Below are 22,257 nucleotides of genomic sequence, written 5' to 3'. Positions count from 1 at the left end.
TCGTGGCCCGGTATGAATGACGCGTGCCCCCGTCCCGTCGCGTCGTCGTGCTCACCGGTGCGGTGCCCTTCGACGACGTGCCGCACGCGGGTGGCCGCTACCTCGGCCGGTTGCTCGGCCACCTCGACGAGCAGGGCCCGGTCACCGTCGTCGCCGCCTCGACGCCGGCGAGCCGCGACGCCGCCGGCCGCCCCGGCGCCCCGGCCGACCTCCTGCTCGTCGGCGGAGCGCCCGGCCGCACGCCCCGCGACCGCGTGCTCGGGCGCCTCGTCGCGCTGGGGGAGCGCTGGTGGCGCCCCGTAGACCCGGGGCTGCCGCCGCTGGCGCTCGTCGCCGACTTGCTCACCGACGGGCCCGCCGCCCGGGCCGTGCGCGCCGCCGACGTCGTCGACCTCCAGTGGTCCGAGCAGGCCCGCCTCGTGCGGCTGGTGCGGCGGCTGGCCCCGGACGCGCGGGTCGTCGCGACCTTCCACGACGTGCAGTCCCAGCTCTTCGCGCGCGAGCCGTCGACCACCGGGCTCGGCCGGCTCGCCTGGCGGGCCCGGGCGGCCCGGGCCCGCGCCCACGAGCGGCGGGCCGTCCGCGGCCTCGACGCCGTGGTCGTGTTCAGCGACAAGGACGCCCGGCTGCTCGGCTCCCCGGCGACGGCGCACGTGGTCCCGCCGCCGCTCGCCCCGGACGTCGTCGTCCGCCACCCGCTCGCCCTGCCCGTCGAGGGAGACCCGGCCGACCCGGCCACCCAGGCGGACCCCCGCCAGCCCGTCGTCCTCCTCGTCGGACACCTCGCCCGGCCCGAGAACGACGACGGCACGCGCTGGCTGCTCGAGCGGGTCTGGCCGCTTGTGACCGAGCGGGTCCCCGGTGCCCGGTTGCGCCTCGTCGGGGCCGGAGCCGGAGCCGCGCTGGCCGAGGCCGTCGCCGCGCGCCCCGACGTCACCCTCGCCGGCTTCGTCACCGACCTCGACGCCGAGTACGCCGCCGCCTCCTGCTGCGTGGTGCCCGTCCACACCGGCGCCGGGGTGAAGTTCAAGACCGTGGAGGCGCTCGTGCACGGCGTGCCCGTCGTGTCGACCCCGGTCGGCGCGGAGGGCATCGGCGCACCGGACTGGTTCGCCGGCCTCACCGCCGACCCGGACGCCTTCGCCGCGGCCGTCGTCGGGGTCCTCGACGCCCCGCGCGAGGCGCTCGCCCGCGCGGCGGTGGTGCAGGACCGGACGGTCGCGGCGTACTCGCAGGCGGCGTTCCGGGCCGCGGTGGACGCCGCCCACGGCGCGGCGGCGGGCGGCCGCGCGCCGTTACAGTGAGCCCCGCGCGCGAGTGGCGGAACTGGTAGACGCGCCAGATTTAGGTTCTGGTGCCTTCGGGTGTGCGGGTTCGAGTCCCGCCTCGCGCACTGCGGGTCCGGCCTCGCGCACTGCGCGCACTGCGGGTCAAGAACACCCACGGAACACGCCCGGCCCCGGTCAAGGGACCTGACGCACCTGTCACGGACCCGTCAAAGACTCGGTCAAGTCGGTCAGGACGCGTTGCGCCGCAGCGCGGGTCCGTGATGACGGTGGAGACAGGGCCGTGCAGCGGCCCTGTCCGGCACCGGCCGCGCGCCGGTGCAGTCGACCTCTCCAAGGAGACACCGTGAAGCACCGCACCTCCGTCCTCGGCGCCCTCGCCGCGACCGCGGCCCTCGCCGTCGGCCCCCTCGCCGTCGCCGACGCCGCGCCCGCCCCGGCGCCCTCGACCAGCGGGACGTCCGGCTACACCCCGAACAGCGGCGAGGCCGCGCAGAACGCGCGCCTCCAGGCCATCGTCGACAAGGCGCTGGAGAAGCGCGAGAACGCCGAGCGCAAGGGCATCACCCAGAGGCTCGCGGCCTACACCGTGTACTACTCGGCGAGCGGGGCCCCGTCCTTCCAGACCGAGATCTCGCAGTCCGCGCAGATCTGGAACTCCTCGGTCTCCAACGTCCAGCTCGTGCGGACGACCGGCGGCGGTGCCTCGCTCACCTACAGCGAGGGCAACGACCCGCGCGGTTCCTACGCCCAGGTCTACGGCGCGGGCAGCGGCTCGGTGTTCCTCGACTACGCCCAGAACCAGCAGTACGACAGCCTGCGCGTCACCGCCCACGAGACCGGGCACGTCCTCGGCCTGCCCGACAACTACTCCGGCCCCTGCAGCGAGCTGATGTCCGGTGGTGGCCCCGGCCCCTCGTGCACCAACCCGTACCCCGACGCGCAGGAGAGCGCCGAGGTCGACGCCGTCTTCGGGGGTGGCTTCGCGGCTCCGTCGCTCGACGCCGCCGCGTTCTCGACCCGCTGAGCACCCCGGGCGCCCGCCGCGACACCCGTCGCCGCGGGCGCCCCGTCACGTCCGGGGGAGCCACCCGCACCCCACCGACGGACGATGGCGGTAGGTTGGCACGGACGAGGACGCCCCGACCGACGTCAGGAGAGCAGCAGATGAGCGCGAGGCTCGAGGCCGGCGACGCCGCCCCCGACTTCACCCTTCCCGACGACACCGGGACGGACGTGACCCTGAGCGACCTGCGCGGTCGCAAGGTCATCGTCTACTTCTACCCGGCGGCGATGACCCCCGGCTGCACGAAGCAGGCCTGCGACTTCAGCGAGTCCCTCGACTCCCTGTCCGGCCAGGGCTACACCGTGCTCGGCATCTCGCCCGACAAGCCCGAGAAGCTCGCCCGCTTCCGCGAGAAGGAGCACCTGAGCGTCCCGCTGCTGTCCGACGCCGACCGCTCCGTGATGGACGCCTGGGGCGCCTTCGGCGAGAAGAAGCTCTACGGCAAGACCGTGCAGGGCGTCATCCGCAGCACGGTCGTCCTCGACGAGCAGGGCACGGTCACGCACGCCTGGTACAACGTCAAGGCCACCGGGCACGTCGCCAAGCTGCGCCGTGACCTGGGGCTCGACGAGGGGGCGTGACGATGAGCCAGAACACCTCCATCGCCTCCCTCGAGGCCGAGGTCGTCGCCCGGCGCGAGCGGCTGGCCCGCACCGTCGACGAGCTCGTCGGCAAGGCCACCCCGAAGGCCATCTTCCGCCGGCAGACCGAGGCCGCCCGGGCCCGCTTCGCCGACGTCGCCCAGACGCCCGAGGGCGAGCTGCGCGTCGAGCGCCTCGCGGCCGTCGTCGCGGTCGTCGCGGTCGTCGGCGGGGTCGTCGCCTACCGCGCCCTGCGTCGCCGCTGAGGTGTCCCCCTCGCGCAGCCGGTCCAGGCTGCCCATCCGGATGCTCCACGACCGCGTGCTCGTGAGCCTCGAGGGCGAGGCCGGCGAGCGCCGCTCGGGCGGGGCATCGTCATCCCCGCGACGGCCAGCGTCGGCCGGCGCCTGTCGTGGGGCGCGGTCGTCGCCACGGGCCCGAACGTCCGGCAGGTCGAGGCGGGCGACCGCGTGCTCTTCGACCCCGAGGACCGCGCCGAGGTCGAGATCGGCGTCAAGGACTACGTCCTGTTGCGCGAGAAGGACATCCACGCCGTCGCCGCCGAACGCGTCGACGAGGGGAGCACCGGGCTCTACCTCTGACGCCCGGCGTCCCGTGCGGCGTCCCGTGCGGCTGCCCGACGGGCCTCGCCCTCGAGCTCGGCGTCCTTCTGGCTGCGGTAGGCCCGCTGCTCGGGGCGGCCGTGTCGGCGGCCGGCGCGCGCCGCGGCCTCGACGGCCAGCGAGACGACCCGGCCGGCCGCGCCCAGCGGCAGGACCCGGAGCAGGCGGTCGACGGCCGACCCCACCCGCCGGGCGGCCGCGTGCGAGGGCATGAGGGCGGCCAGCGCCCCCGTCGCCGCCTCCCACGCCTGCGCCGCCGCGCCGGAGGGAGCCGGTACGGCGGGCGGCGCGACGTCGGGGTGGCGCTGGGCGAAGAGGACCTCGGAGGCGCCGCTGACCCAGGCCCGCGCGACACGCGTGCGGGCGTCGGCCGGTGCACCGCGGTGGGGCAGGACGAGGGCGGGGTCGACGACCATCCGCACGCCGTCGCGGGCCAGCCGCAGCCCGAGCTCGGAGTCCTCGCGGTAGGAGAACGCGGGGTCGTAGCCGCCCGCCTCCTCGAGGACGTCGCGACGCACCGACGTGTGCGCCGCCCAGTGCCTCCAACGCTCGGGCTCGGGGCGGCCAGCACCGCGGTGACCGCCCGCTGGGTGGCCGCGCGCCCGTACGCCCGCGCGTAGCGGGAGTCGGGCAGGACGTCGCGCGTCGGGCCGATGACCCCGACCCGCTCGTCGCCGGCATGGTGGGCCAGGTGCCGCGCGACCATGTCCGGGGCGGGGGTGAGGTCGTCGTCGCAGCGGATGACGACCCGCCCGCGCGCCGCCTCCGTGCCCGTGTTCAGGGCGGCCGCCACGCCCGTGGAGGCCGGGCGGTGCACGACGACGAGGGGGAGGTGGCGCGGGGCGATCGCGAGGACGGCGTCGGTGGCGGCGTCGGGGCCGTCGACGACGACGACGACCTCCCACGGCTCGTCGACCTGCTGGGCCCCGAGCGCGTCGAGGAGCAACGGCAGGCGGTGGGCGCCGCGGTGGGTGGGCACGACGACGGAGGCGGCCGGTGCGGCGTCGCGGTGCTCCATGCGTCCTCCGGGAGGTCCGGATACGGGTGAGGCTCCCCGTGGTGCGGGGAGCCTCGTGCTCGGTGAGCGGTGGTGCGCCATCAGGGACTCGAACCCCGAACCCGCTGATTAAGAGTCAGCTGCTCTGCCAATTGAGCTAATGGCGCGCGAGCGGAGACATTATCAGCCGCCCGCCGTCGGTGCGAAATCGGCGTCAGGGCCGGTCGGTGGGTGCGCCCGTGGGCCCGCCGGTGGAGCTCCCGCGGCGGGCCGCGCGGGCGAGGACGAGACGCACGACGACGGCCCCGAGGAGGACGCCGATGACGAGGCCGATGACGATCGCCGCCCACGGGGTGGAGTCCTCGTCGGCGCTCGTCGCAGCGGCCGCCGAGCCCGGGGTCGGGGACGGGGTGGGAGTCGCCGTGGCGCTCGGCGTCGGGGAGGCGCTGGCGGTGTCCGAAGGGGTGGGGGTGGCGCTCGCCGGGGCGGTCGTCGTCGTGAAGGTGACCTTCCCGGACACGGGGTGGCCGTCGACGCTGACGACGCGGAAGGTCACCTCGTGCTCGCCCCGAGGCAGGTCGGCGAGCAGCGGCTGGGTGACGGTGGCGCCGTCGACCGTGGGCTTGCCGTCGACCTCGTCGCCGTCCGGGCCGGTGACCTCGACCCGGAGGAACTGCTCGTTGACGTCCTCGCTGAAGGTCATCCGCACCTCCTGCACCGTCGGGACGGTGGCGCCGTCCTTCGGGGTGGTCGCGACGAGCCTCGCGTGCAGGGGCAGGGCCGAGGCCTGCCCGGCGAAGACCGGCAGGGCCGAGGCCACGAGGGCCAGGGTGACGAGCGCGACGAGGAGCAGGGTGACGGCGGCCGAGACCTTGCGGTTGAACATGCGCTCCATCCTCGCAAAAGGCCCCCCGTCCCGCCGGAGCGGGTCGGGGGGCCTCTCGACCTGGGGTGAGTGACGGGACTTGAACCCGCGGCCCTCGCGACCACAACGCGATGCTCTACCAGCTGAGCTACACCCACCACGACGGGCGCCGGTCATCCGACGGATCGGATGGCGTGCGCCCGCAGCGCGGATCATCCTACCCGCTACGAGGAGGTGCTCTCGACCGCCTCCGGTCCGGGCGCCGCGGAACCGCCCTCGGGGGTCGCGTGGTCGACGACGTGACGGGCCGCGAGGGCCTTGAGGTCGTCGCTGGAGCGGCCCGGCGGGTCGACGAAGACGGCGCCCCGGTAGTAGCGCAGCTCGGCGATGGACTCGCGGATGTCGGCGAGCGCCCGGTGCCCGCCCGTCTTGGTCGGGGCCGCGAAGTAGGCGCGGGGGAACCAGCGGCGGGAGAGCTCCTTGATGGAGGAGACGTCGATGATCCGGTAGTGCAGGTGCGCCTCGAGCTCGGCCATGTCGCGCGCGAGGAAGGCCCGGTCGGTGGCGACCGTGTTGCCGCCGAGCGGCGCCTTACCGGGCTCGGGCACCCACTCGCGGACGTACTCGAGGACCCGCGCCTGGGCCTCCTCGAGGGTCGTGCCGCCGGCGAGCTCGTCGAGGAGGCCGGACGTCGTGTGCATCCCGCGGACGAAGTCGTTCATCTGCTCGAGCGCCTCGTCGGGCGGGCGGACGACGACGTCGACGCCCTCGCCGAGCACGGTCAGCTCGAAGTCGGTGACGAGCGCGGCGACCTCGACCAGGGCGTCGGCCTCGAGCGAGAGACCGGTCATCTCGCAGTCGATCCAGACGATGCGGTCGGTGTGTGCTCGGTCGCTCGGGGTGGACATGCGGGCCATGCTAGGGCGCCTCGGGGTCGGGCCGGGCGGTGAACGGTCCGGTCCGGCTAGGGTGCGGGCCATGAGCGGGGACCTGCAGGCGGTGGCGCCGGGGACGCTGCGGGTGGCCCGCACGAGCCGGTCGGCCATCCGCTCGTGGGTGGTCGTGGGCGTCGGCGGGGTCGGGTTCCTCCTCGCCGCCCTCGTCGTCTCGGCCTACCTCGGGGCGACCTTCGGGGTGCAGACGGTGCTGCTGTCGCTCGTCGTCGCCGCCGTCCCGCTCGGCATCGTCATCCCGACCTTCCTGTGGCTCGACCGCTACGAGTCCGAGCCGACGCGCTACCTCGTCGTCGCCTTCCTCTGGGGCGCGCTCGTCGCCACGCTGGTGGCCGCCGTCTTCAACACCGGTGCGGTCGTCGTGCTCCAGGGCGCCACCGACCCCGACGCCGCCCTCTCCACGACCGCCGTCCTCGTCGCGCCGTTCGTCGAGGAGGCGCTCAAGGGCGTGCTCGTGCTGCTCGTCTGGTGGTTCCTGCGCCGCGAGTTCGACGGGGTGACCGACGGCATGGTCTACGCGGGGATCTGCGCAGCGGGCTTCGCCTTCACCGAGAACATCCAGTACCTCGCGCAGGCCTACACCGACGGCGGCGGGGAGTCGCTCACCGCGACGTTCGTCATGCGTTGCCTGCTCTCGCCGTTCGCGCACCCGATGTTCACCGTGCTCACCGGGGTCGGGGTGGGCGTCGCGGCGACGAGCCGCACCTGGCTGCCGCGCCTCGTGGCGCCGGTCGTGGGCTACCTGCTCGCCGTCCTCGCCCACTCCCTGTGGAACCTCGCAGCGGTCTCGGGCGGCTCCGGCCTGGTCACCGTCTACCTGCTCGTCGAGGTGCCGGTCTTCCTCGCCTTCCTCGGGTTCGTCGCCTGGGCCCGCAGCCGGGAGGGACGGCTCATCGGCCAGTTCCTGCGGCCCTACGTCGACGCCGGCTGGCTCTCGCGCGGGGAGGTCTCGATGCTCTCGTCGATGGCCCGACGCCGCGAGGCCCGGGTCTGGGCCCGGGCCAACGCCGGCCCCCGCGGGCTCGCGGCGATGCGGGCCTTCCAGGACGCCGCGAGCGAGGTCGCCCTCCTGCGCCGCCGGATGCACCACGACGCCGCCGACCCCGCCGCGCTCGACCAGGAACGCGAGCTGCTCGCGGTCCTCGCCGCCCGGCGCACCGAGTTCGTCGGGATGCGCGCCGGCTGAGCGCACGTCATCCGCCGCCCGTTCGTCCTGTTCCCATTGCCGTCCCCCGACCCCCGAGGAGAACCGTGTCCGACGCCCTCGCCGCCGCCCACCGCATCGGCCCGGAGCTCGTCGAGCTGCGCCGCCGCCTGCACCGCGCCCCCGAGCTCGGGCTGCACCTGCCCGACACCCAGGCCACCGTCCTCGCCGCGCTCGAGAGCCTCGACCTCGAGGTGCACACGGGGGAGGGGCTGTCGTCGGTCGTGGCGGTCCTGCGCGGGCGGGCCCCGCACGACGGCGAGCGGCCGGTCGTCCTGCTGCGCGGCGACATGGACGGGCTGCCGGTCACCGAGGAGGTCGACGTCGAGTACCGCTCGGAGAGAACGGGGCTGATGCACGCTTGCGGTCACGACCTGCACGTCGCCGGACTCGTCGGGGCGGCGCGGGTGCTGGACGAGCTGCGCGACGAGCTCGTCGGCGACGTCGTGCTGATGTTCCAGCCCGCCGAGGAGGGGCCGGGCGGCGCCGAGCCGATGATCCGCGACGGGCTGCTCGAGGCGGCCGGGCGACGGGTCGACGCGGCCTACGCGGTGCACGTCTACTCGGCCGACCACCCGCGCGGCACGTGGTTCGGGCGGCCGGGGCCGCTGATGGCCGCCGCCGACGAGGTGCACGTCGTCGTGCGCGGGGTGGGCGGCCACGGGTCGGCGCCCGAGCGGGCCAAGGACCCGGTGCCGGTGGCGTGCGAGGTCGTCCTGGCCTTCCACACCGCGGTGACCCGGCGCTTCAGCGTCTGGGACCCGGTGGTGCTCACGGTCGGGAAGATCGCGGCGGGGACCAAGGACAACATCATCCCGGACGAGGCGGTCATCGACGCGACCCTGCGGACCTTCTCGCGCGAGCACCGCGAGCTGGCGCACCGGGTCGTCACGGAGGTGGCGCAGGGCATCGCGGCCGCGCACGGGCTGACCGCCGAGGTGACCATCGGCAACGGCTACCCGGTGACCGTCAACGACGAGGCCGAGTTCGCCTTCGCGCGCGACGTCGTGCACGACCTGTTCGGGGCCGAGCACTGGGCCGACATGGACAACCCCGAGGCCGGGTCCGAGGACATGGCCTTCGTGCTCGAGGAGGTCCCGGGCGCCTACCTCAACGTCTCGGCGTGCGCCCTCGAGGACCACACGCTCGCCGAGGACAACCACTCGCCGCGCGCGGCGTTCGACGACTCGGTCGTGCCCGACGTGGCCGGTGCGCTCGCCGAGCTGGCCCTGCGGCGCTCGAGGACGCTCGCCGGCGACTGACGCCGACCTGCTGGTTCGAGGTGATGTCGGGCCGTCGGGGGGTGCGGTTTCACCTCGAACCGTGGGGCGGCGTGGTGGGTCGAGGTATGCCGCCGTCCGGATCCGGTGGCCGGATACCTCGAACGACCTGGCTGCGCGTGCCCCCGGCAGGATCCGGTGTCGGCGCCACCTCGTTCCTCGGTGCCGCCTCCACCTCCCGTCGTCCTGCCGGGGGCGCGACGTCGATGCGCTTCGCGCATGGACGTTCGTGCCCCCGGCAGGACTCGAACCTGCGACCTCGAGATTAGAAGGCTCTTGCTCTATCCGGCTGAGCTACGGGGGCCCGGCACCCGGAGGCGCCGCCGCACAGTCTAGGGACGCGTCGACGCCGTCAGCCGCCGAGCGGGCAGCGCGCCAGCACCTCGTGCCGTGGCCGGTGACCGCGCTCGCGCGGCAGGTGCGACTGGACCACCACGACCTCCGGGGCCACCCACGACGGGCCCCGGTACGTCTCGAGCACCCGCACCCAGCGCGTCGCGTCGACCGCCCGCCCGAACCGTCCGAGCGTCACGTGCGGCACGAACGGCCCGCCGTCCGGCGCCCCACCGACCACGGCCACCGCCGAGCGCACCGCCCCGCGAGCGGCGCCAGCACCCCACCGTCGGACACCCCGGCCCACAGCACCTTGGCGCGCGAGACGTCCGGGAAGCACCCGCCCCCGGCCACCTCGAGCCGCAGCGGCGACCGGCCCCGCGCCACCGACGCCACACGGTCGACCAGCGGCTCGAGCACCCGCTCGCGCACCGCGCCGGCGAAGGCCAGCGTCACGTGCCAGCCCGACGGGGAGGACCACCGGGGGCCCTCGACGTCGCGGCGCGGCTCGAGGAACTCCTCGAGGTGCAGGGCGACCTCCGGGGGTGGCTGGACCGCGACGAAGACCCTCACGGACGACATCATCGGCCCGGGCATCGTGGAATGGCGGGCGGGACACGGTGTGGTCGTTAGGCTTTGCCCGTGGGTGCGGACCGAGATGTGGAGGCCGTGGTCTCTGCCGTCGAGGTGCTGCGGGAGGAGGTCGAGCGGGCGAGCCTGCCCCTCGACGTCCCCGGACGCCCGGCCGCCGAGACCGCGCGCCGCCGCCTGCTCGACCAGCTCGACGACTACGTCCTGCCCCGCCTGCGCTCCCTCGACGCCCCGCTGCTCGCCGTCGTCGGGGGCTCCACCGGCGCCGGCAAGTCGACCCTCGTCAACTCCGTCGTCGGCGCCCGGGTCAGCCGCGCGGGCGTCCTGCGCCCCACGACCACCTCGCCGGTGCTCGTCCACCACCCGCAGGACCGGCACTGGTTCGAGGGCGAGCGCATCCTCCCCGGCCTGGCCCGCGTCACCGGCGCCGACACCGGCGAGGACCAGCCCGGCACCGTGCGCCTCGCCGCCTCCGACACCCTCCCGGCCGGGATGGCCCTGCTCGACGCCCCCGACATCGACTCCGTCGTCTCGGCCAACCGCGAGCTCGCGACCCAGCTGCTGTCGGCCGCCGACCTCTGGCTCTTCGTCACCACCGCCGCGCGCTACGCCGACGCCGTGCCGTGGGACCTGCTGCGCACCGCCGCCGAGCGGGGCACGGCCGTGGCCATCGTCCTCGACCGCGTGCCGCCCGAGGCCGTCGACGAGATCCGCCCCCACCTCGCCTCGATGCTGCGCGAGCAGGGCCTGCCGACGGCACCCATCTTCACCGTCCCCGAGACCGCCCTCGGCGACGACGGCCGCCTGCCCGCCGAGTCCTTCGCGCGGCTGCGCGCCTGGCTCGAGGCGCTCGCCGGCGACGCCCGCGCGCGCGACATCGTCGTCTCGCAGACCCTGCGCGGCGCCGTGTCCTCGCTCACCGGACGGGCCGCCGAGCTGGTCGCCGCGAGCCACGAGCAGCAGACCGCCCGCGACGAGCTGGCCGGAGCGGCGACGGCCGCCTTCGCCGACGCCCACCGCCGGGTCGCCGACGGGATGACCGACGGCACCCTCCTGCGCGGCGAGGTGCTGGCCCGCTGGCAGGAGTTCGTCGGCACCGGCGAGTTCTTCCGGCAGGTCGAGTCGACCATCGGGCGCTGGCGCGACCGCATCGCCGCGGCCGTCAAGGGCACACCGCCTCCGGCCAAGGGGCTCGGTGAGGCGCTGCACACCGGCGTCGCCGCCCTCGTCCTCGCGAACCTCGAGTCGGCCGAGTCGGACACCGCCCGGTCCTGGCGCCGGATGCCGGGAGGGTCCGGCGTGCTCGCCGACGTGCCGTCGGTCGGCACCTCGACCCCCGAGACCGGTGCGGCCGTCGAGCGCCTGGTGCGCGACTGGCAGGGCGAGGTGCTCGAGCTCGTCCGCACCGAGGGCCAGGGGCGGCGCACCAACGCGCGCATCGCGGCCTACGGCGTCAACGCGATCGGGCTCTTCCTCATGCTCGTGGCCTTCGCCCAGACCGGTGGCCTCGTCGGCGCCGAGATCGGCATCGCCGGGGGCACCTCCGTTCTCGCACAACGGGTCCTCGAGGCGATCTTCGGCGACCAGGCCGTGCGCGACATGGCCGCCAAGGCCCGTGCCCGGCTGCTCGACCTCGCCGACGACCTCTACGCGGAGGAGCGGGCGCGGTTCCTCGACGCGCTCGCGGCCCACGCCGCCCCCGAGGACCAGGCCGCGCGGCTCGAGGCCGCCGCCGCCGGCCTGAGGACGGTGTCGGTGTGAGCCCCCTCGTGATGGGCGGCGCCCGCGGCGCCGTCGTCTCGCCCGAGCGCCTGTCGGCCGCCTCCGGCGCGCTGGCCGCCGCCGTCGAGGCCGGTGGCGACGAGCTGCCCGCTCGGGGCGGGGCACGTGCGGCCCAGGTCGTCGCCAAGGTCGGCGAGCGCACGGCCCTGGTCGGCGGGCACACGGTCGTCGCCCTGGCCGGTGCGACCGGCAGCGGCAAGTCCTCGCTCTTCAACGCCCTCGTCGGCACCGACGTCGCGACCGTCGGGGTGCGTCGCCCGACGACCTCCACACCGACCGCCGCCGTGTGGGGCGCCGAACCCACCGGCGAGCTGCTCGACTGGCTGGGCGTCGGCTCGCGCCACCTCGTCGACGGGGAGGGCCCGGGTGGTCACGTCGGCACGCTCGACGGGCTGGTCCTGCTCGACCTGCCCGACGTCGACTCCCGCGAGACCGGCAACCGGGCGGAGGCCGAGCGGGTCCTCGAGCTCGTCGACCTCTTCGTCTGGGTCACCGACCCGCAGAAGTACGCCGACTCCCGCCTCCACGACGACCACGTCGCGGCGCTCGCGGCGCACGAGGCGGTCACCATCGTCGTCCTCAACCAGGCCGACCGGCTCGCCGCCGACGACCTCGCCCGCTGCCGCACCGACCTCGCCCGGCTCATGGAGCGCGACGGGCTGCCGGGCGCGACGGTGCTCGCGACCTCGGCCCTCACCGGCGACGGCCTCGACGAGCTGCGCCAGCGCCTCGCCAACGCCGTCGCGAGCCGCACGATGGCCCGGGCCCGCCTCGCCGCCGACGTGCGCACGGTCGCCGGCGAGCTGTCGTCGCACGTCGCGGCGGCCGAGCCCGAGGTCGACGCCGCGACCCGGGCAGAGCTGCTCGAGGCCCTGGCCCGCGCGGCCGGTGTGCCCACGGTCGTCGACGCCGTCGCCCGCGACTACCGGATGGAGGCCGCGACGCACACCGGCTGGCCCTTCACCCGCTGGCTGCACCGGCTGCGCGCCCGACCGCTGCGCCGGCTGCGCCTCGACGGGCGCGACGTGCGGGTCACCGAGTCCGACGTCCGCTCCGTGCTCGGCCGCTCCTCGCTGCCGCCACCGTCCCCGGCCGCGCGCGCCGCGGTGGCCCTGGCCACCCGGCGGGTCGCCGACCGCGCGGGCGCCGAGCTGCCCGTGCCGTGGTCGGAGGCCGTGGAGCGGGCCGCGACCCCGCCCGGTCCCGAGCTCGGCGACGCCCTCGACCAGGCCGTCGTCGGCACCTCGCTCCTCGCGCGCGCTCCCGTCTGGTGGCGGGTCGTCGGCGCTGTGCAGCTCGCCCTGGCCGCCGCGGCCGTCGCGGGGGTGCTGTGGCTGGGGGCCTACGTCGTCGCGGGCTGGCTCCAGCTGGACTCGCTCGTCCCCGAGGTGCCGACGCTCGGTGTGCTGCCGTGGCCGCTCGTGCTCCTCGTCGGCGGGCTGCTGCTCGGGTTCGTGCTCGCGGCGCTGGCGGCCTGGCTGGCCCGGATCGGCGCCCGACGGCGCGGAGTGGTCATGGACCGGCGGCTGCGCGAGTCCATCGCCGGGGTCGCCGACGGGCAGGTCCTCGGACCCGTGCGCCGGGTGCTCGAGCGGCACGCGGCCACCCGCGAGGCCCTGCGGCACGCCGCCGACGTCTGAGTCACGGCTCCTCGCGGGTCGGTGACGGTCAGTGCCGACCGCTGCCCGTCAGGGCGTGCGGCCGCCCGTCCATCGGCGCCGTCGGGCGGATGCCCATCGCGGCGAGCACGGTCGGCAGGAGGTCGGGGGTGCGGAAGGCCTCGTCGGTCGCCCGCGGACGGGCCCCGGGGGTCCAGAAGACCATCGGCACGCGTTGCACCGACTCCTGGGCACCGCCGTGGTCGCCGTACACGCCGTAGCTCGTCCGGTCGTGCAGCAGGCCGACCACGTCCGGGCCGTCGTCGGCCGCCATGGTGTCGACGATGGACTGCGCGTGGGCCGCCCACCACCTGCGCTCCGAGCGGGTCATCCGGTTCGTGCCGTCGAGGACGAAGTGGTCGCCGGCACTGTTCTTGCGGTAGGTCGCGATGACTCCCGGCAGCGTGAGCATCCGGGCGCTCGTGGCCTTCTTGGCGCGCGTCGAGCGGTCGAGCAGCCACGCCTCGATCGCGGTGGACTGGTACGAGAACTGCACGTTGCCGTCGGCGTTGAGCGCCGCGATGGCGGGGGACGGGCTCGAGTAGGTGGTCGTGTCGAGCACGCCGTTGGTGCCGGCGTCCCAGACACCGAGCTCCGGCGGGGCGTAGTACCAGTTGCTGTTGCCCGCGTCGGCGGTCCGCTCGCCGAGGAAGGTCTCGCCGTACGTGGCGCCGTGGTCGGCGGTGAGGACGACGAGGGTGCGCCCGCCCTTCTCCCGGTCCACCGCCTCGACGGCCGCGCGGATCTTGCCGAGCTGGACGTCGGCGTTCTCCGCCGCGCAGCGCGTGTGCGTCATCCCGGCCAGGGTGGTGCAGTCCTGGGGGCGGTGTCGGCCTGCGCGCCCCACATGTGGGCGGCCTTGTCGATGCCGCCGAGGGTGACGAACATCCCCGACCAGTTCTCGTGGTGCATCATCTCGATCGCCGCGTCGGCCGCCCAGGTGTCACCGCCGAGGTGCGCCGGGTCGTTGCCGGGGACGAACCGGTTGCCCTCGCCCGGGTAGAGCCAGGAGGGGAAGGCGGCCTTGGTGCCGTAGTCGTTGTTCTTGTCGGCGTTGATGAAGTACCGGCCGCAGAGGGTGGGGTCGGTCGGGTCGGGGCGGTTGAGGTACGCGGGGACGTTCTTGCCCGCGGGGGAGCGCCACTGCCCGTTGCCGGGGACGCCGGGGATCGACAGGTTGCGGCACCCGGTGGGCGCGTCGCCCGTGACGTTGCTGCGCCGGCTCGACAGCCGGACGGCGATGTCGCCGCTGGCACCGGTCGCGGACTCGACCGCGTAGGACTTCTCGCCGACCGTGATGAAGCTCGTGCCGGGGTAGCGCGCGTGGAGGTAGTCGGCCAGCTTCGGGTAGGCCACACCGTCGCGCTTCTCGAGCAGGGTGAAGTCGGCGAGGCTCAGGTCGCCGGTGATGTGCATCTGGTCGACGCCCTTGCCGAACACGTTCGCGTGGTCGCGGAACGCCTCGTCGGTCCAGCCCATGTGCCGGGGTTCGAGCCCGGACGTGATGACGTTGTGGGCCATCACCGTCTCGGAGGCCATGTACCCGAGGTGGGCCTGCGCGAAGCTGGTACCCGAGTCGCGCAGCGCGCGGAAGTTGGGCATCGCGAACTGGTCCGCGTACTGCGGGACCATCTGGTCGAACAGGACGATGAGGACGCGGGTGGGCGTCGGGGTCGGTGGTGGCCGGTGGCGGCCGTCGGCCTGCGAGGCGGCCGGGCTGAGGGCGAGGGCGCCGGCGGTGAGTGCGGCAGCGGCGACGGCGATGGTGCCTCGACGGTCCATGGGCTCTCCTCAGGACTCACGACGGCCACGACGCCCTCGATGGGTCGGGAATCTGCACCCTCGTGAGGCGCCGTGTCAACGGTCGCCTCCGGGGAGGGCCCGGGTGGTGGGTCGGGCGCGGGTCGTCGGTCGGGCGCGGCGGGTCCCGCGGGGTCCGTCGTCCACAGGGGGCCACGTCGGGCAGGTTGTCCACAGGGTGCCGGAGAACCGTTGTGGGGCACCGGCGTCGAGGGGACGGTGGTCACGGCGCACCGACGGGCGGTGCTGCCGGAGGGAGCACACGATGTACGAGACCATCACGACGGTCCAGGGCCGCCTCGTCGCCGACCCCGTCGTCAAGCAGGGCCGGTCCGGGCCGTTCACCGTCTTCCGGGTGGCCCAGTCCGAGCGCCACCCCGACCGTGCCGACCCCGGCCGCTGGACCGACTCCGAGCCGAGCTTCTACGACGTCTCGGTCTTCCGCGGGATGGGCGAGAACGCCGCGCGCAGCCTGCGCAAGGGCCACCCGGTCGTCGTCCACGGCAAGGTGCGGGTGCGGCAGTTCCGGCGCGACGACGGCTCGCTCGGCACCACCGTCGAGCTCGTCGCCGACTCCCTCGGGCACGACCTGCGCTGGGGGGCCACGCACTACACGCGCAACGGCGACCTCGCGCCGGCCCTGCCCTCCGGCGCGGTGGGTCCCGAGGAGTTCACCGACGCCGAGCACGACCCGTACGTCGTGCGCGACGACGCGGTGGGCGTCGGCGGGGCTGCGGCGTCCGTGGCGTCCGGGGCCTCCGCGGAGCAGCCCGCCCTCGACACCGGGCCCCCCCTGCGGCCGGGCGAGCACCGGGCGGCCTGAGGCGGCGATTCGGGCCGGGGCCCGGGTGCTGGCTACCCTGACCCCATGCCCGAGTTCATCTACGTGATGTCGCGCGCCCGCAAGGCGCACGGCGACAAGGTCATCCTCGACGACGTCACGCTCTCGTTCCTGCCCGGCGCCAAGATCGGCGTCGTCGGTCCGAACGGCGCCGGCAAGTCCTCCGTGCTCAAGATCATGGCGGGGCTCGACCAGCCGAGCAACGGCGAGGCGCGGCTGACCCCGGGCTACTCGGTCGGGATCCTCATGCAGGAGCCCGAGCTCAACGAGGAGAAGACCGTCCTCGGCAACGTCGAGGAGGGCGCCGGCGAGATCAAGGCCAAGCTCGACCGCTACAACGACATCTCCGCCGAGATGGCCGAGCCGGACGCCGACTTCGACGCGCTAATGGCCGAGATGGGCCAGCTCCAGGAGGCCATCGACGCCGCCGACGCCTGGGACCTCGACTCCCAGCTCGAGCAGGCGATGGACGCCCTGCGCTGCCCGCCGCCGGACGCCGACGTCACCGTGCTCTCCGGCGGTGAGCGCCGCCGGGTCGCCCTCTGCAAGCTGCTCCTCCAGAAGCCCGACCTGCTGCTCCTCGACGAGCCGACCAACCACCTCGACGCCGAGTCGGTCCTCTGGCTCGAGCAGCACCTCGCGGCCTACCACGGCGCCGTCGTCGCGGTCACCCACGACCGGTACTTCATGGACAACGTCGCCCAGTGGATCCTCGAGCTCGACCGCGGCCGGGCCTACCCCTACGAGGGCAACTACTCGACCTACCTCGAGAAGAAGCAGGCCCGCCTGGCCATCCAGGGCAAGAAGGACGCCAAGCTCGCCAAGCGCCTCGCCGAGGAGCTCGAGTGGGTCCGCTCGAACGCCAAGGCCAAGCAGACCAAGTCCAAGGCCCGCCTCCAGCGCTACGAGGAGATGGCGGCCGAGGCCGACCGCACGCGCAAGCTCGACTTCGAGGAGATCCAGATCCCGCCGGGGCCGCGCCTCGGCAGCAAGGTCATCGAGGTCAAGAACCTCCGCAAGGGCTTCGGCGACCGGGTCCTCATCGACGACCTGTCGTTCACGTTGCCGCGCAACGGTATCGTCGGGGTCATCGGCCCCAACGGTGTCGGCAAGACGACCCTGTTCAAGACCATCGTCGGGCTCGAGGAGCCCGACGCCGGCACCGTCGACGTCGGCGAGACGGTCACGGTGTCCTACGTCGACCAGAGCCGCGGCGGCCTCGACCCGAACAAGAACCTCTGGGAGACCGTGTCGGGCGGGCACGACTACATCAACGTCGGGCACGTCGAGATCCCGAGCCGCGCCTACGTCAGCCAGTTCGGCTTCAAGGGCCCGGACCAGCAGAAGAAGGCCGGTGTGCTCTCCGGTGGCGAGCGCAACCGCCTCAACCTCGCGCTGACCCTCAAGGAGGGCGGCAACCTGCTCCTCCTCGACGAGCCGACCAACGACCTCGACGTCGAGACCCTCGGCTCGCTCGAGAACGCCCTGCTCGACTTCCCGGGCTGCGCCGTGGTCATCAGCCACGACCGGTGGTTCCTCGACCGCGTGGCGACGCACATCCTCGCCTACGAGGGCACCGACGAGGACCCCGCGAGCTGGTACTGGTTCGAGGGCAACTTCGAGTCCTACGAGGCCAACAAGATCGAGCGGCTCGGCGCCGAGGCGGCCCGTCCGCACCGCGTCACGTACCGCAAGCTGACCCGCGACTGAGCACCGGTGGGCGGCACTAGGGTGGCCGGCGTGGACACCCCGACGACAGGCCCCCTGCCGCACCGGGTCTCGGTCGTCGTCCCGGTGTACCAGGGGCGCAGCACCCTGTCCTCGCTCGTCGCCGAGCTGGAGCCGCTGACCCGGGTCGGCACGACCCCCGGCGGCCGGCCGTACGTCGTCGAGGAGGTCGTGCTCGTCGACGACTGCGGCCCCGACGGCTCCGACACGGTCGTGCGGGCGCTGGCCGTCGAGCACGAGTGGGTCCGCCCCGTCTGGCTGAGCCGCAACTTCGGGCAGCACGCCGCCACCCTCGCCGGCATCTCGGCCTCGGGCGGCGAGTGGGTCGTCACGATGGACGAGGACGGCCAGCACGACCCCGCGTACGTCGCCCTCCTCGTCGACACCGCGATGGACGAGCAGGCCGACGTCGTCTACGCCCGGCCCTCCAACGAGCCGCCGCACGGCGCCGCCCGCAACCTCGCCAGCCGCTCGGCGAAGTGGCTCGTCGCCCGGCTGGCCCGCGGGGCCCGGGCCTCCGACTTCAACAGCTACCGCCTCGTCCTCGGCGAGGTCGCCCGCTCGGTCGCCGCGTACGCCGGTCCGGGCATCTACCTCGACGTCGCGATCTCGTGGGTGGCCCGGCGGGTCACCACCGCACCGGTGCCGATGCGTGACGAGGGCGGCCGCCCCTCCGGCTACGACGTGCGCCGCCTCGTCTCGCACTTCTGGCGGCTCGTGCTCTCCAGCGGCACGACGCCGCTGCGCTGGGTGAGCTTCAGCGGTGCCGCGGCCATCGTCCTCGCGCCGGTCATCGCCGTGGCACTGCTCGTCGGCCGCACCGCGAAGTGGTGGGACGCCCCGGGGTGGACCTCGACGATGGTGCTGCTCATGGCCGCGACCGGGGCGATCCTCTTCGCCCTCGGGGTCATCGCCGAGTACGTCGGCATGGCCGTCAACATGGCGATGGGCAAGCCCCTCTACCTCCCGGTCCGCGACCGGCGCGACGGCCCCCTCGGGCGGGACGACGCGTGACGTCCGGCGCACACCCGCAGGCTCCGGTCGCCTGGGTGGTCGGCGCCGGCGGGCTGGTCGGCCGTCACCTCGTCACCCGGCTGCGGGGTGAGGGCTGGGAGGTGATGACCTCGCGCGTGCCGTGGGCCGACGAGGCCGCCACCGTCGAGACCCTCGCCGCCGAGCTGGCGCGCTTCGGTGGGCTGCGCGCCGGGCGGCCCTGGCTGCTCGCCTGGTGCGCGGGCGCCGGTGTGGTGGCCACCGACGAGCGCGAGCTCGACTGCGAGAGAAGGGTTTTCGAGCGGTTCACGGCACTGCTCGGCGACGGGGTGGGTGACGGCGAGGACGGTGTGGTGCTGCTCGCGTCGTCGGCGGGGGGTCTGTACGCCGGCTCCGAGGGGCCCCGTTCACCGAGGCGACCCCGCCCGTCCCGCTCGTGGCCTACGGGCGCACGAAGCTGGCGATGGAGGAGGCGCTGACCGGCGTCGTGGCCCGGACCGGCCTGCGCGCGGTCCTCGCCCGGCTGGCCAACGTGTACGGGCCGGGGCAGACGCTCGGCAAGCCGCAGGGCCTGCTCTCCCAGCTCTGCCTGTCCGACGCCACCGTCCGCCCGCTGCCGGTCTTCGTCTCGCTCGACACCATCCGCGACTACGTCTACGTGCTCGACCTCGCCCGGATGCTCGCGCGCTGCGCCGTGCTGGCCCGCGCCGAGCCGGCCGGCACGAGCGTCGTCAAGGTCGTCGCGTCCGGGCGGCCCGTCACCGTGGGGCACCTCGTCTCGGAGGCCCGGCGCGTCTTCCACCGCCCGCTGCGCACCGCGATGGCCCCCGGCGGCCGGGGCAGGTGCTCGACCTGCGCCTGGCGTCGGTGCGCTGGCCGGAGGTCGACGCCCTCGCCGAGACCCCGCTCGTCGCGGGGCTCGCCGCGACGGCCGCCGATGTGCGGGCCCGGGTCGTCTCCGGCCGACCGCTCGACGCCTGACGAGGGCCGGCGGCCCGGCGCCCCGACCGGGCCTCAGCCGGCGCGGGTCGCCGCGAGGAAGACCGAGGACCCGAACGGCAGGTCGGTGCGGCGCAGGAGTGTGCGGTCGACCCCGCAGAGCGAGCGCAGCGCGGTGTTGAGCGCCCGCGGCACCGGCGGGACCTCGACGATGTCGTGCGCCCCTCCGTGCGGCGTCGGGTCAGCTTGCGCACCGCCCGCTCGGCCGCGAACAGGGGAAGACGGTCGTGAAGCCGTAGGTCGCCCGCTCGACCCGGAAGCCGGCGGCCGTCACCGCGGCGGCGGCCCGGGCGCGGGTGTAGCGGCGGTGGTGGCCGTTCGCGACGTCGAAGTCGCTCCACGCCCAGGTGTAGGCCGGCACCGACATGAGGAAGCGGCCGCCGGGCCGGAGCACGCGGTGCACCTCGGCGAGGGCGACCGCCTCCGGGGCACAGTGCTCGATGACGTCGAACGCGGCGACGGCGTCGAAGGTCCCGTCGGCGAACGGCAGCTGGAGGGCCGAGCCGCACACGCCGTCGCTGCCGAGACCCCGCGGGTCGATGTCGAGCGAGACGGTGCGGGCCGCGGCGTCGCGGAACCACGCGGCGCTCGGGCCGTCGGCGCTGCCGAGGTCGAGGGCGGTGCCGGAGCCCTCGACCAGGTCGCGCAGGGCGGCCTCGAGGAGGTCGGCGCGGGCCACGTACCACCAATAGTCCGGCGTCGCGATGGAGGGGGAGCCGCCGTGGCCGAGCGCAGTCACCGGCTCAGGCTACCCAGCGCCCGGGACGGGTCCGGGGTGGGCCGGGCGGACCGGTACGCGAGCAGCCCGAGCAGGCCGCCGGCCACGGCGAGCGTCGCGGCGGTGGCGCCGAACACCTCGCCGAGGCGCAGGGCGCACACGAGGATCGTCAGGTTCGCGGCCTCCGCGGTCACCCACACGTGGGCGACCGGACCGCGCCGCCAGATGCCGACGGCGACGACGATGAGCAGCAGGTAGGCCCCGAGCAGCACCCAGCCGCCCTCGACGAGGGCCGCCCAGTAGGAGTTGTGGAAGAGGTACTGCCGGTCGCCGATCCAGACCCACGCCTCCCCGAGGCCGAGGCCCTGCGGGGGCTTCCGGCGAGCTTGGCCTGCGACGCCGCGTCGATGCGGGCCCGGAAGGCGTCCGACCCGTCGCGGCTCGCGAAGACGCCGGCCCGCGCGAAGTTGTTCTCGACGACCTGCACGCCGATCCCGAGCGCGACGGCGAGGGCCACCCGGGCCGCCGGCCCGAGCCGTGGCCGCAGCACGACCCAGACCAGGCCGCAGGCCAGCGCGGCGATCGAGGTGCGCGAGCCGGTCGTCCACACCAGCGCGGCGCCGACGACGACGACCGCGACCTGGCGCCGTCGCTCGTCGACGAGGCTGAGGTAGAGCAGCGTCACGACGGCGTAGGCCAGCCCGGCCTGGTTCTTGTCGAGCAGGAAGCCGGAGAGGTACTCGCCGTAGGGGGCGGGGGCCACGCCGACGAAGAAGAGCGCCGCGTTGACGAGGAGCCCGACGGCGGTGCCCCGCACGAGCGAGGGCCAGTGCACCCGCCCGGAGACCACGGCGACGAGCAGGGCCAGCACCATCGTCAGCCGGAACGCGCGGCGCGGCCAGCCGCTGATGGAGTCGTCGGGGGAGGAGATCGAGACGAGGACGAGGAAGCCGACGAGCAGCACCAGCCCCGGGGCCAGCCAGCCGAGCGACCCGCCGGGCCCCCCGAGGCGGGTACCGCCCGGGCGCACCAGGGAGAGCCCGAGCAGCCCGGCGACGCCGACCAGGCCGAGGGACAGGAAGCCCGGGACGCCGGGCGGGGCCCACGCATAGAGGACGACGACGCCGAGGAGGAACTCGGCGAGGCGGGTCGGCTGGCGCGACGCGGGCAGGTCGGGGTCGTCGGCGAGGGGATGCAAGCCCTTCGCGACCCCGGGCGCGCGCGGCGTCGTGCTCACGCGGCCCAGTGTTCCCTACGCGGGGCGGCGCGCGAGGCGGACCGCGAGGTCGCCGTAGGTGCGCTCGATCGCCTCGGGGTGCGGCGGCCGCCCGGCACGTACCAGCGGGCGACGTCGATGGCCATCGAGAGCAGGGCCAGCGCGGTGGCGGGCACGTCGTCGACGTCGAGCTCGCCCGTCTCGACCCCGGCCCGCAGCACGTCGGCGACGACGCCGTCGATGTCCTTGCGCAGCTCGATGACCTCGGCGCGGTGCTCGGGGGAGAGGTGGCGGAACTCGAACTGGACGATGCGGCCGAGCTGGTGGTGCTCGGCGTGCCAGCGCGAGAAGCCGCCGACGATGGCCCGCAGCGCCTCGGTGGGGGAGGCGGCGTCGCGCGAGGCCTCGACGAGCAGGTCGCGCGCCCGGGCGTGTCCCCGCCGGCTGATCTCGAAGAGGAGGACCTCCTTGGACGCGAAGTGCACGTAGACGCCGGCGGGGGAGAGGCCGGCGCGCGAGGCGATGTCGCGGGTGGTCGTCGCGGGGAAGCCGTGCTCGGCGAAGGCGTCGGCGGCGGCGAGCATGATCCGCACGGCCGTGTCGGAGACGTCGGTGGCGCCGCCGGGGCGCCCGCCCTCGGGCGCGAGCGCGGCGAGGACGGCGGTCTCGGTGAGCGGCGGGGTGCTGGGCACGGTTGACAGCATGCCGCACGCGGGACACACTAAGCAAGCGCTTAGTCAACG

24 protein-coding genes, 4 tRNA genes and 3 pseudogenes are annotated in these 22,257 nt (G+C 74.9%); 16 read left to right on the top strand and 15 right to left on the bottom strand.

Annotated features, from left to right (window positions below; genetic code table 11):
• Positions 1 to 23 precede the first annotated feature (23 nt).
• The 6 genes and pseudogenes from G7075_RS09650 (at position 24) to G7075_RS09625 (ending at position 3,535) form a co-directional block, all read left to right on the top strand.
• Positions 24 to 1,304 carry a glycosyltransferase family 4 protein gene (locus G7075_RS09650; RefSeq protein ID WP_166121372.1) on the top strand — a complete coding sequence of 427 codons (1,281 nt, stop codon included), beginning with the start codon at positions 24 to 26 and terminating at the stop codon, positions 1,302 to 1,304.
• Positions 1,305 to 1,311: 7 nt separating this feature from the next.
• Positions 1,312 to 1,393, top strand: a tRNA-Leu gene (locus G7075_RS09645).
• Between the two features lie 239 nt (positions 1,394 to 1,632).
• On the top strand, positions 1,633 to 2,313 hold the full coding sequence (locus G7075_RS09640; RefSeq protein ID WP_166121370.1) for a snapalysin family zinc-dependent metalloprotease: 681 nt from the start codon (positions 1,633 to 1,635) through the stop codon (positions 2,311 to 2,313).
• A gap of 140 nt (positions 2,314 to 2,453) precedes the next feature.
• Entirely contained in the window at positions 2,454 to 2,933 is a 480-nt protein-coding gene (gene bcp / locus G7075_RS09635; RefSeq protein WP_166121368.1) for a thioredoxin-dependent thiol peroxidase, read from the top strand.
• A 2-nt stretch (positions 2,934 to 2,935) separates the two neighbouring features.
• Entirely contained in the window at positions 2,936 to 3,199 is a 264-nt protein-coding gene (locus G7075_RS09630; RefSeq protein WP_166121366.1) for a DUF3618 domain-containing protein, read from the top strand.
• Positions 3,200 to 3,239: 40 nt separating this feature from the next.
• Positions 3,240 to 3,535, top strand: a pseudogene (locus tag G7075_RS09625) (co-chaperone GroES).
• Here the strand turns inward: G7075_RS09625 and G7075_RS21120 are convergent.
• The 6 genes and pseudogenes from G7075_RS21120 to orn all read right to left on the bottom strand — a co-directional run bounded on the left by G7075_RS21120 (position 3,526) and on the right by orn (position 6,335).
• Complete coding sequence (locus G7075_RS21120) at positions 3,526 to 4,074, bottom strand: glycosyltransferase family 2 protein (RefSeq protein ID WP_166121364.1); 549 nt, start codon at positions 4,072 to 4,074, stop codon at positions 3,526 to 3,528. The pseudogene G7075_RS09625 and the gene G7075_RS21120 overlap by 10 nt on opposite strands.
• Before the next feature lie 122 nt (positions 4,075 to 4,196).
• Positions 4,197 to 4,574: pseudogene (locus tag G7075_RS22720) on the bottom strand (glycosyltransferase family 2 protein); the annotation flags it as partial.
• A 70-nt stretch (positions 4,575 to 4,644) separates the two neighbouring features.
• A tRNA-Lys gene (locus G7075_RS09610) sits at positions 4,645 to 4,720 on the bottom strand.
• A 47-nt stretch (positions 4,721 to 4,767) separates the two neighbouring features.
• On the bottom strand, positions 4,768 to 5,439 hold the full coding sequence (locus G7075_RS09605) for a copper resistance CopC family protein (RefSeq protein ID WP_166121363.1): 672 nt from the start codon (positions 5,437 to 5,439) through the stop codon (positions 4,768 to 4,770).
• A 61-nt stretch (positions 5,440 to 5,500) separates the two neighbouring features.
• A tRNA-His gene (locus tag G7075_RS09600) sits at positions 5,501 to 5,576 on the bottom strand.
• Between the two features lie 66 nt (positions 5,577 to 5,642).
• Positions 5,643 to 6,335 carry an oligoribonuclease gene (gene orn / locus G7075_RS09595; protein WP_371814225.1) on the bottom strand — a complete coding sequence of 231 codons (693 nt, stop codon included), beginning with the start codon at positions 6,333 to 6,335 and terminating at the stop codon, positions 5,643 to 5,645.
• 61 nt (positions 6,336 to 6,396) lie between these two features.
• On the opposite strand from orn, the gene G7075_RS09590 reads away from it, so the two are divergent.
• Both G7075_RS09590 and G7075_RS09585 read left to right on the top strand, forming a co-directional pair.
• Positions 6,397 to 7,557: a PrsW family intramembrane metalloprotease gene (locus G7075_RS09590; RefSeq protein ID WP_166121359.1), complete on the top strand. Its 1,161-nt coding sequence runs from the start codon at positions 6,397 to 6,399 to the stop codon at positions 7,555 to 7,557.
• A gap of 65 nt (positions 7,558 to 7,622) precedes the next feature.
• On the top strand, positions 7,623 to 8,837 hold the full coding sequence (locus tag G7075_RS09585) for a M20 family metallopeptidase (RefSeq protein WP_166121357.1): 1,215 nt from the start codon (positions 7,623 to 7,625) through the stop codon (positions 8,835 to 8,837).
• A 248-nt stretch (positions 8,838 to 9,085) separates the two neighbouring features.
• Here G7075_RS09585 and G7075_RS09580 read toward each other — a convergent pair.
• The 3 genes from G7075_RS09580 to thpR form a co-directional block, all read right to left on the bottom strand.
• Positions 9,086 to 9,159 (bottom strand) — tRNA-Arg (locus G7075_RS09580).
• 48 nt (positions 9,160 to 9,207) lie between these two features.
• A complete protein-coding gene (locus tag G7075_RS20280) occupies positions 9,208 to 9,387 on the bottom strand; it encodes a hypothetical protein (RefSeq protein ID WP_205860675.1) in 180 nt (59 codons plus the stop codon).
• On the bottom strand, positions 9,384 to 9,761 hold the full coding sequence (gene thpR / locus G7075_RS09575; RefSeq protein WP_205860674.1) for an RNA 2',3'-cyclic phosphodiesterase: 378 nt from the start codon (positions 9,759 to 9,761) through the stop codon (positions 9,384 to 9,386). The genes G7075_RS20280 and thpR overlap by 4 nt, the downstream gene beginning before the upstream one ends.
• 96 nt (positions 9,762 to 9,857) lie before the next feature.
• Between thpR and G7075_RS09570 the strand changes: the two genes are divergently transcribed.
• Both G7075_RS09570 and G7075_RS09565 read left to right on the top strand, forming a co-directional pair.
• On the top strand, positions 9,858 to 11,540 hold the full coding sequence (locus G7075_RS09570) for a dynamin family protein (RefSeq protein WP_240918006.1): 1,683 nt from the start codon (positions 9,858 to 9,860) through the stop codon (positions 11,538 to 11,540).
• Positions 11,537 to 13,201, top strand: a complete 1,665-nt coding sequence (locus G7075_RS09565; RefSeq protein WP_240918005.1) for a YfjP family GTPase — start codon at positions 11,537 to 11,539, stop codon at positions 13,199 to 13,201. Before G7075_RS09570 ends, G7075_RS09565 begins: the two co-directional genes overlap by 4 nt.
• Before the next feature lie 28 nt (positions 13,202 to 13,229).
• On the opposite strand, the gene G7075_RS09560 is transcribed toward G7075_RS09565, so the two are convergent.
• Together G7075_RS09560 and G7075_RS09555 are read right to left on the bottom strand one after the other, a co-directional pair.
• Positions 13,230 to 14,015 carry a sulfatase-like hydrolase/transferase gene (locus tag G7075_RS09560; protein ID WP_166121353.1) on the bottom strand — a complete coding sequence of 262 codons (786 nt, stop codon included), beginning with the start codon at positions 14,013 to 14,015 and terminating at the stop codon, positions 13,230 to 13,232.
• A complete protein-coding gene (locus G7075_RS09555) occupies positions 14,012 to 15,001 on the bottom strand; it encodes an alkaline phosphatase family protein (RefSeq protein ID WP_166121350.1) in 990 nt (329 codons plus the stop codon). The genes G7075_RS09560 and G7075_RS09555 overlap by 4 nt, the downstream gene beginning before the upstream one ends.
• Positions 15,002 to 15,284: 283 nt before the next feature.
• On the opposite strand from G7075_RS09555, the gene G7075_RS09550 reads away from it, so the two are divergent.
• The 6 genes and pseudogenes from G7075_RS09550 to G7075_RS09525 all read left to right on the top strand — a co-directional run bounded on the left by G7075_RS09550 (position 15,285) and on the right by G7075_RS09525 (position 19,562).
• Positions 15,285 to 15,842: a single-stranded DNA-binding protein gene (locus tag G7075_RS09550; RefSeq protein ID WP_166121347.1), complete on the top strand. Its 558-nt coding sequence runs from the start codon at positions 15,285 to 15,287 to the stop codon at positions 15,840 to 15,842.
• A gap of 45 nt (positions 15,843 to 15,887) precedes the next feature.
• A complete protein-coding gene (gene ettA / locus G7075_RS09545; protein WP_166121344.1) occupies positions 15,888 to 17,570 on the top strand; it encodes an energy-dependent translational throttle protein EttA in 1,683 nt (560 codons plus the stop codon).
• 30 nt (positions 17,571 to 17,600) lie between these two features.
• The gene (locus tag G7075_RS09540; RefSeq protein WP_205860673.1) at positions 17,601 to 18,602 is read left to right on the top strand and encodes a glycosyltransferase; all 1,002 of its coding nucleotides are present in this window, start codon (positions 17,601 to 17,603) and stop codon (positions 18,600 to 18,602) included.
• Positions 18,599 to 19,060, top strand: coding sequence for a hypothetical protein (locus G7075_RS09535; protein WP_166121341.1), 462 nt, complete (start codon positions 18,599 to 18,601; stop codon positions 19,058 to 19,060). Before G7075_RS09540 ends, G7075_RS09535 begins: the two co-directional genes overlap by 4 nt.
• A pseudogene (locus G7075_RS22715) lies at positions 19,018 to 19,308 on the top strand (NAD-dependent epimerase/dehydratase family protein); the annotation flags it as partial. The gene G7075_RS09535 and the pseudogene G7075_RS22715, both read left to right, overlap by 43 nt.
• A gap of 116 nt (positions 19,309 to 19,424) precedes the next feature.
• Entirely contained in the window at positions 19,425 to 19,562 is a 138-nt protein-coding gene (locus tag G7075_RS09525) for a hypothetical protein (RefSeq protein WP_166117776.1), read from the top strand.
• Between the two features lie 199 nt (positions 19,563 to 19,761).
• On the opposite strand, the gene G7075_RS09520 is transcribed toward G7075_RS09525, so the two are convergent.
• From G7075_RS09520 to G7075_RS09505, 4 genes are read right to left on the bottom strand one after another with little or no spacing between them, the layout of a single operon-like run.
• Positions 19,762 to 20,319, bottom strand: coding sequence for a bifunctional 2-polyprenyl-6-hydroxyphenol methylase/3-demethylubiquinol 3-O-methyltransferase UbiG (locus tag G7075_RS09520; RefSeq protein WP_240918004.1), 558 nt, complete (start codon positions 20,317 to 20,319; stop codon positions 19,762 to 19,764).
• Positions 20,316 to 20,570 (bottom strand): hypothetical protein, encoded by a 255-nt coding sequence (locus G7075_RS09515; protein WP_166121339.1) that lies wholly within the window; start codon positions 20,568 to 20,570, stop codon positions 20,316 to 20,318. Before G7075_RS09515 ends, G7075_RS09520 begins: the two co-directional genes overlap by 4 nt.
• A complete protein-coding gene (locus G7075_RS09510; protein WP_166121336.1) occupies positions 20,489 to 21,535 on the bottom strand; it encodes a hypothetical protein in 1,047 nt (348 codons plus the stop codon). The genes G7075_RS09515 and G7075_RS09510 overlap by 82 nt, the downstream gene beginning before the upstream one ends.
• On the bottom strand, positions 21,532 to 22,206 hold the full coding sequence (locus G7075_RS09505; protein ID WP_240918003.1) for a TetR/AcrR family transcriptional regulator: 675 nt from the start codon (positions 22,204 to 22,206) through the stop codon (positions 21,532 to 21,534). Before G7075_RS09505 ends, G7075_RS09510 begins: the two co-directional genes overlap by 4 nt.
• Between the last annotated feature and the right edge of the window lie 51 nt (positions 22,207 to 22,257).

The organism is Phycicoccus sp. HDW14 (assembly GCF_011383005.1).
Classification (GTDB): Bacteria; Actinomycetota; Actinomycetes; order Actinomycetales; family Dermatophilaceae; genus Phycicoccus.
This window is presented reverse-complemented; position numbering and strand designations above follow the sequence as displayed.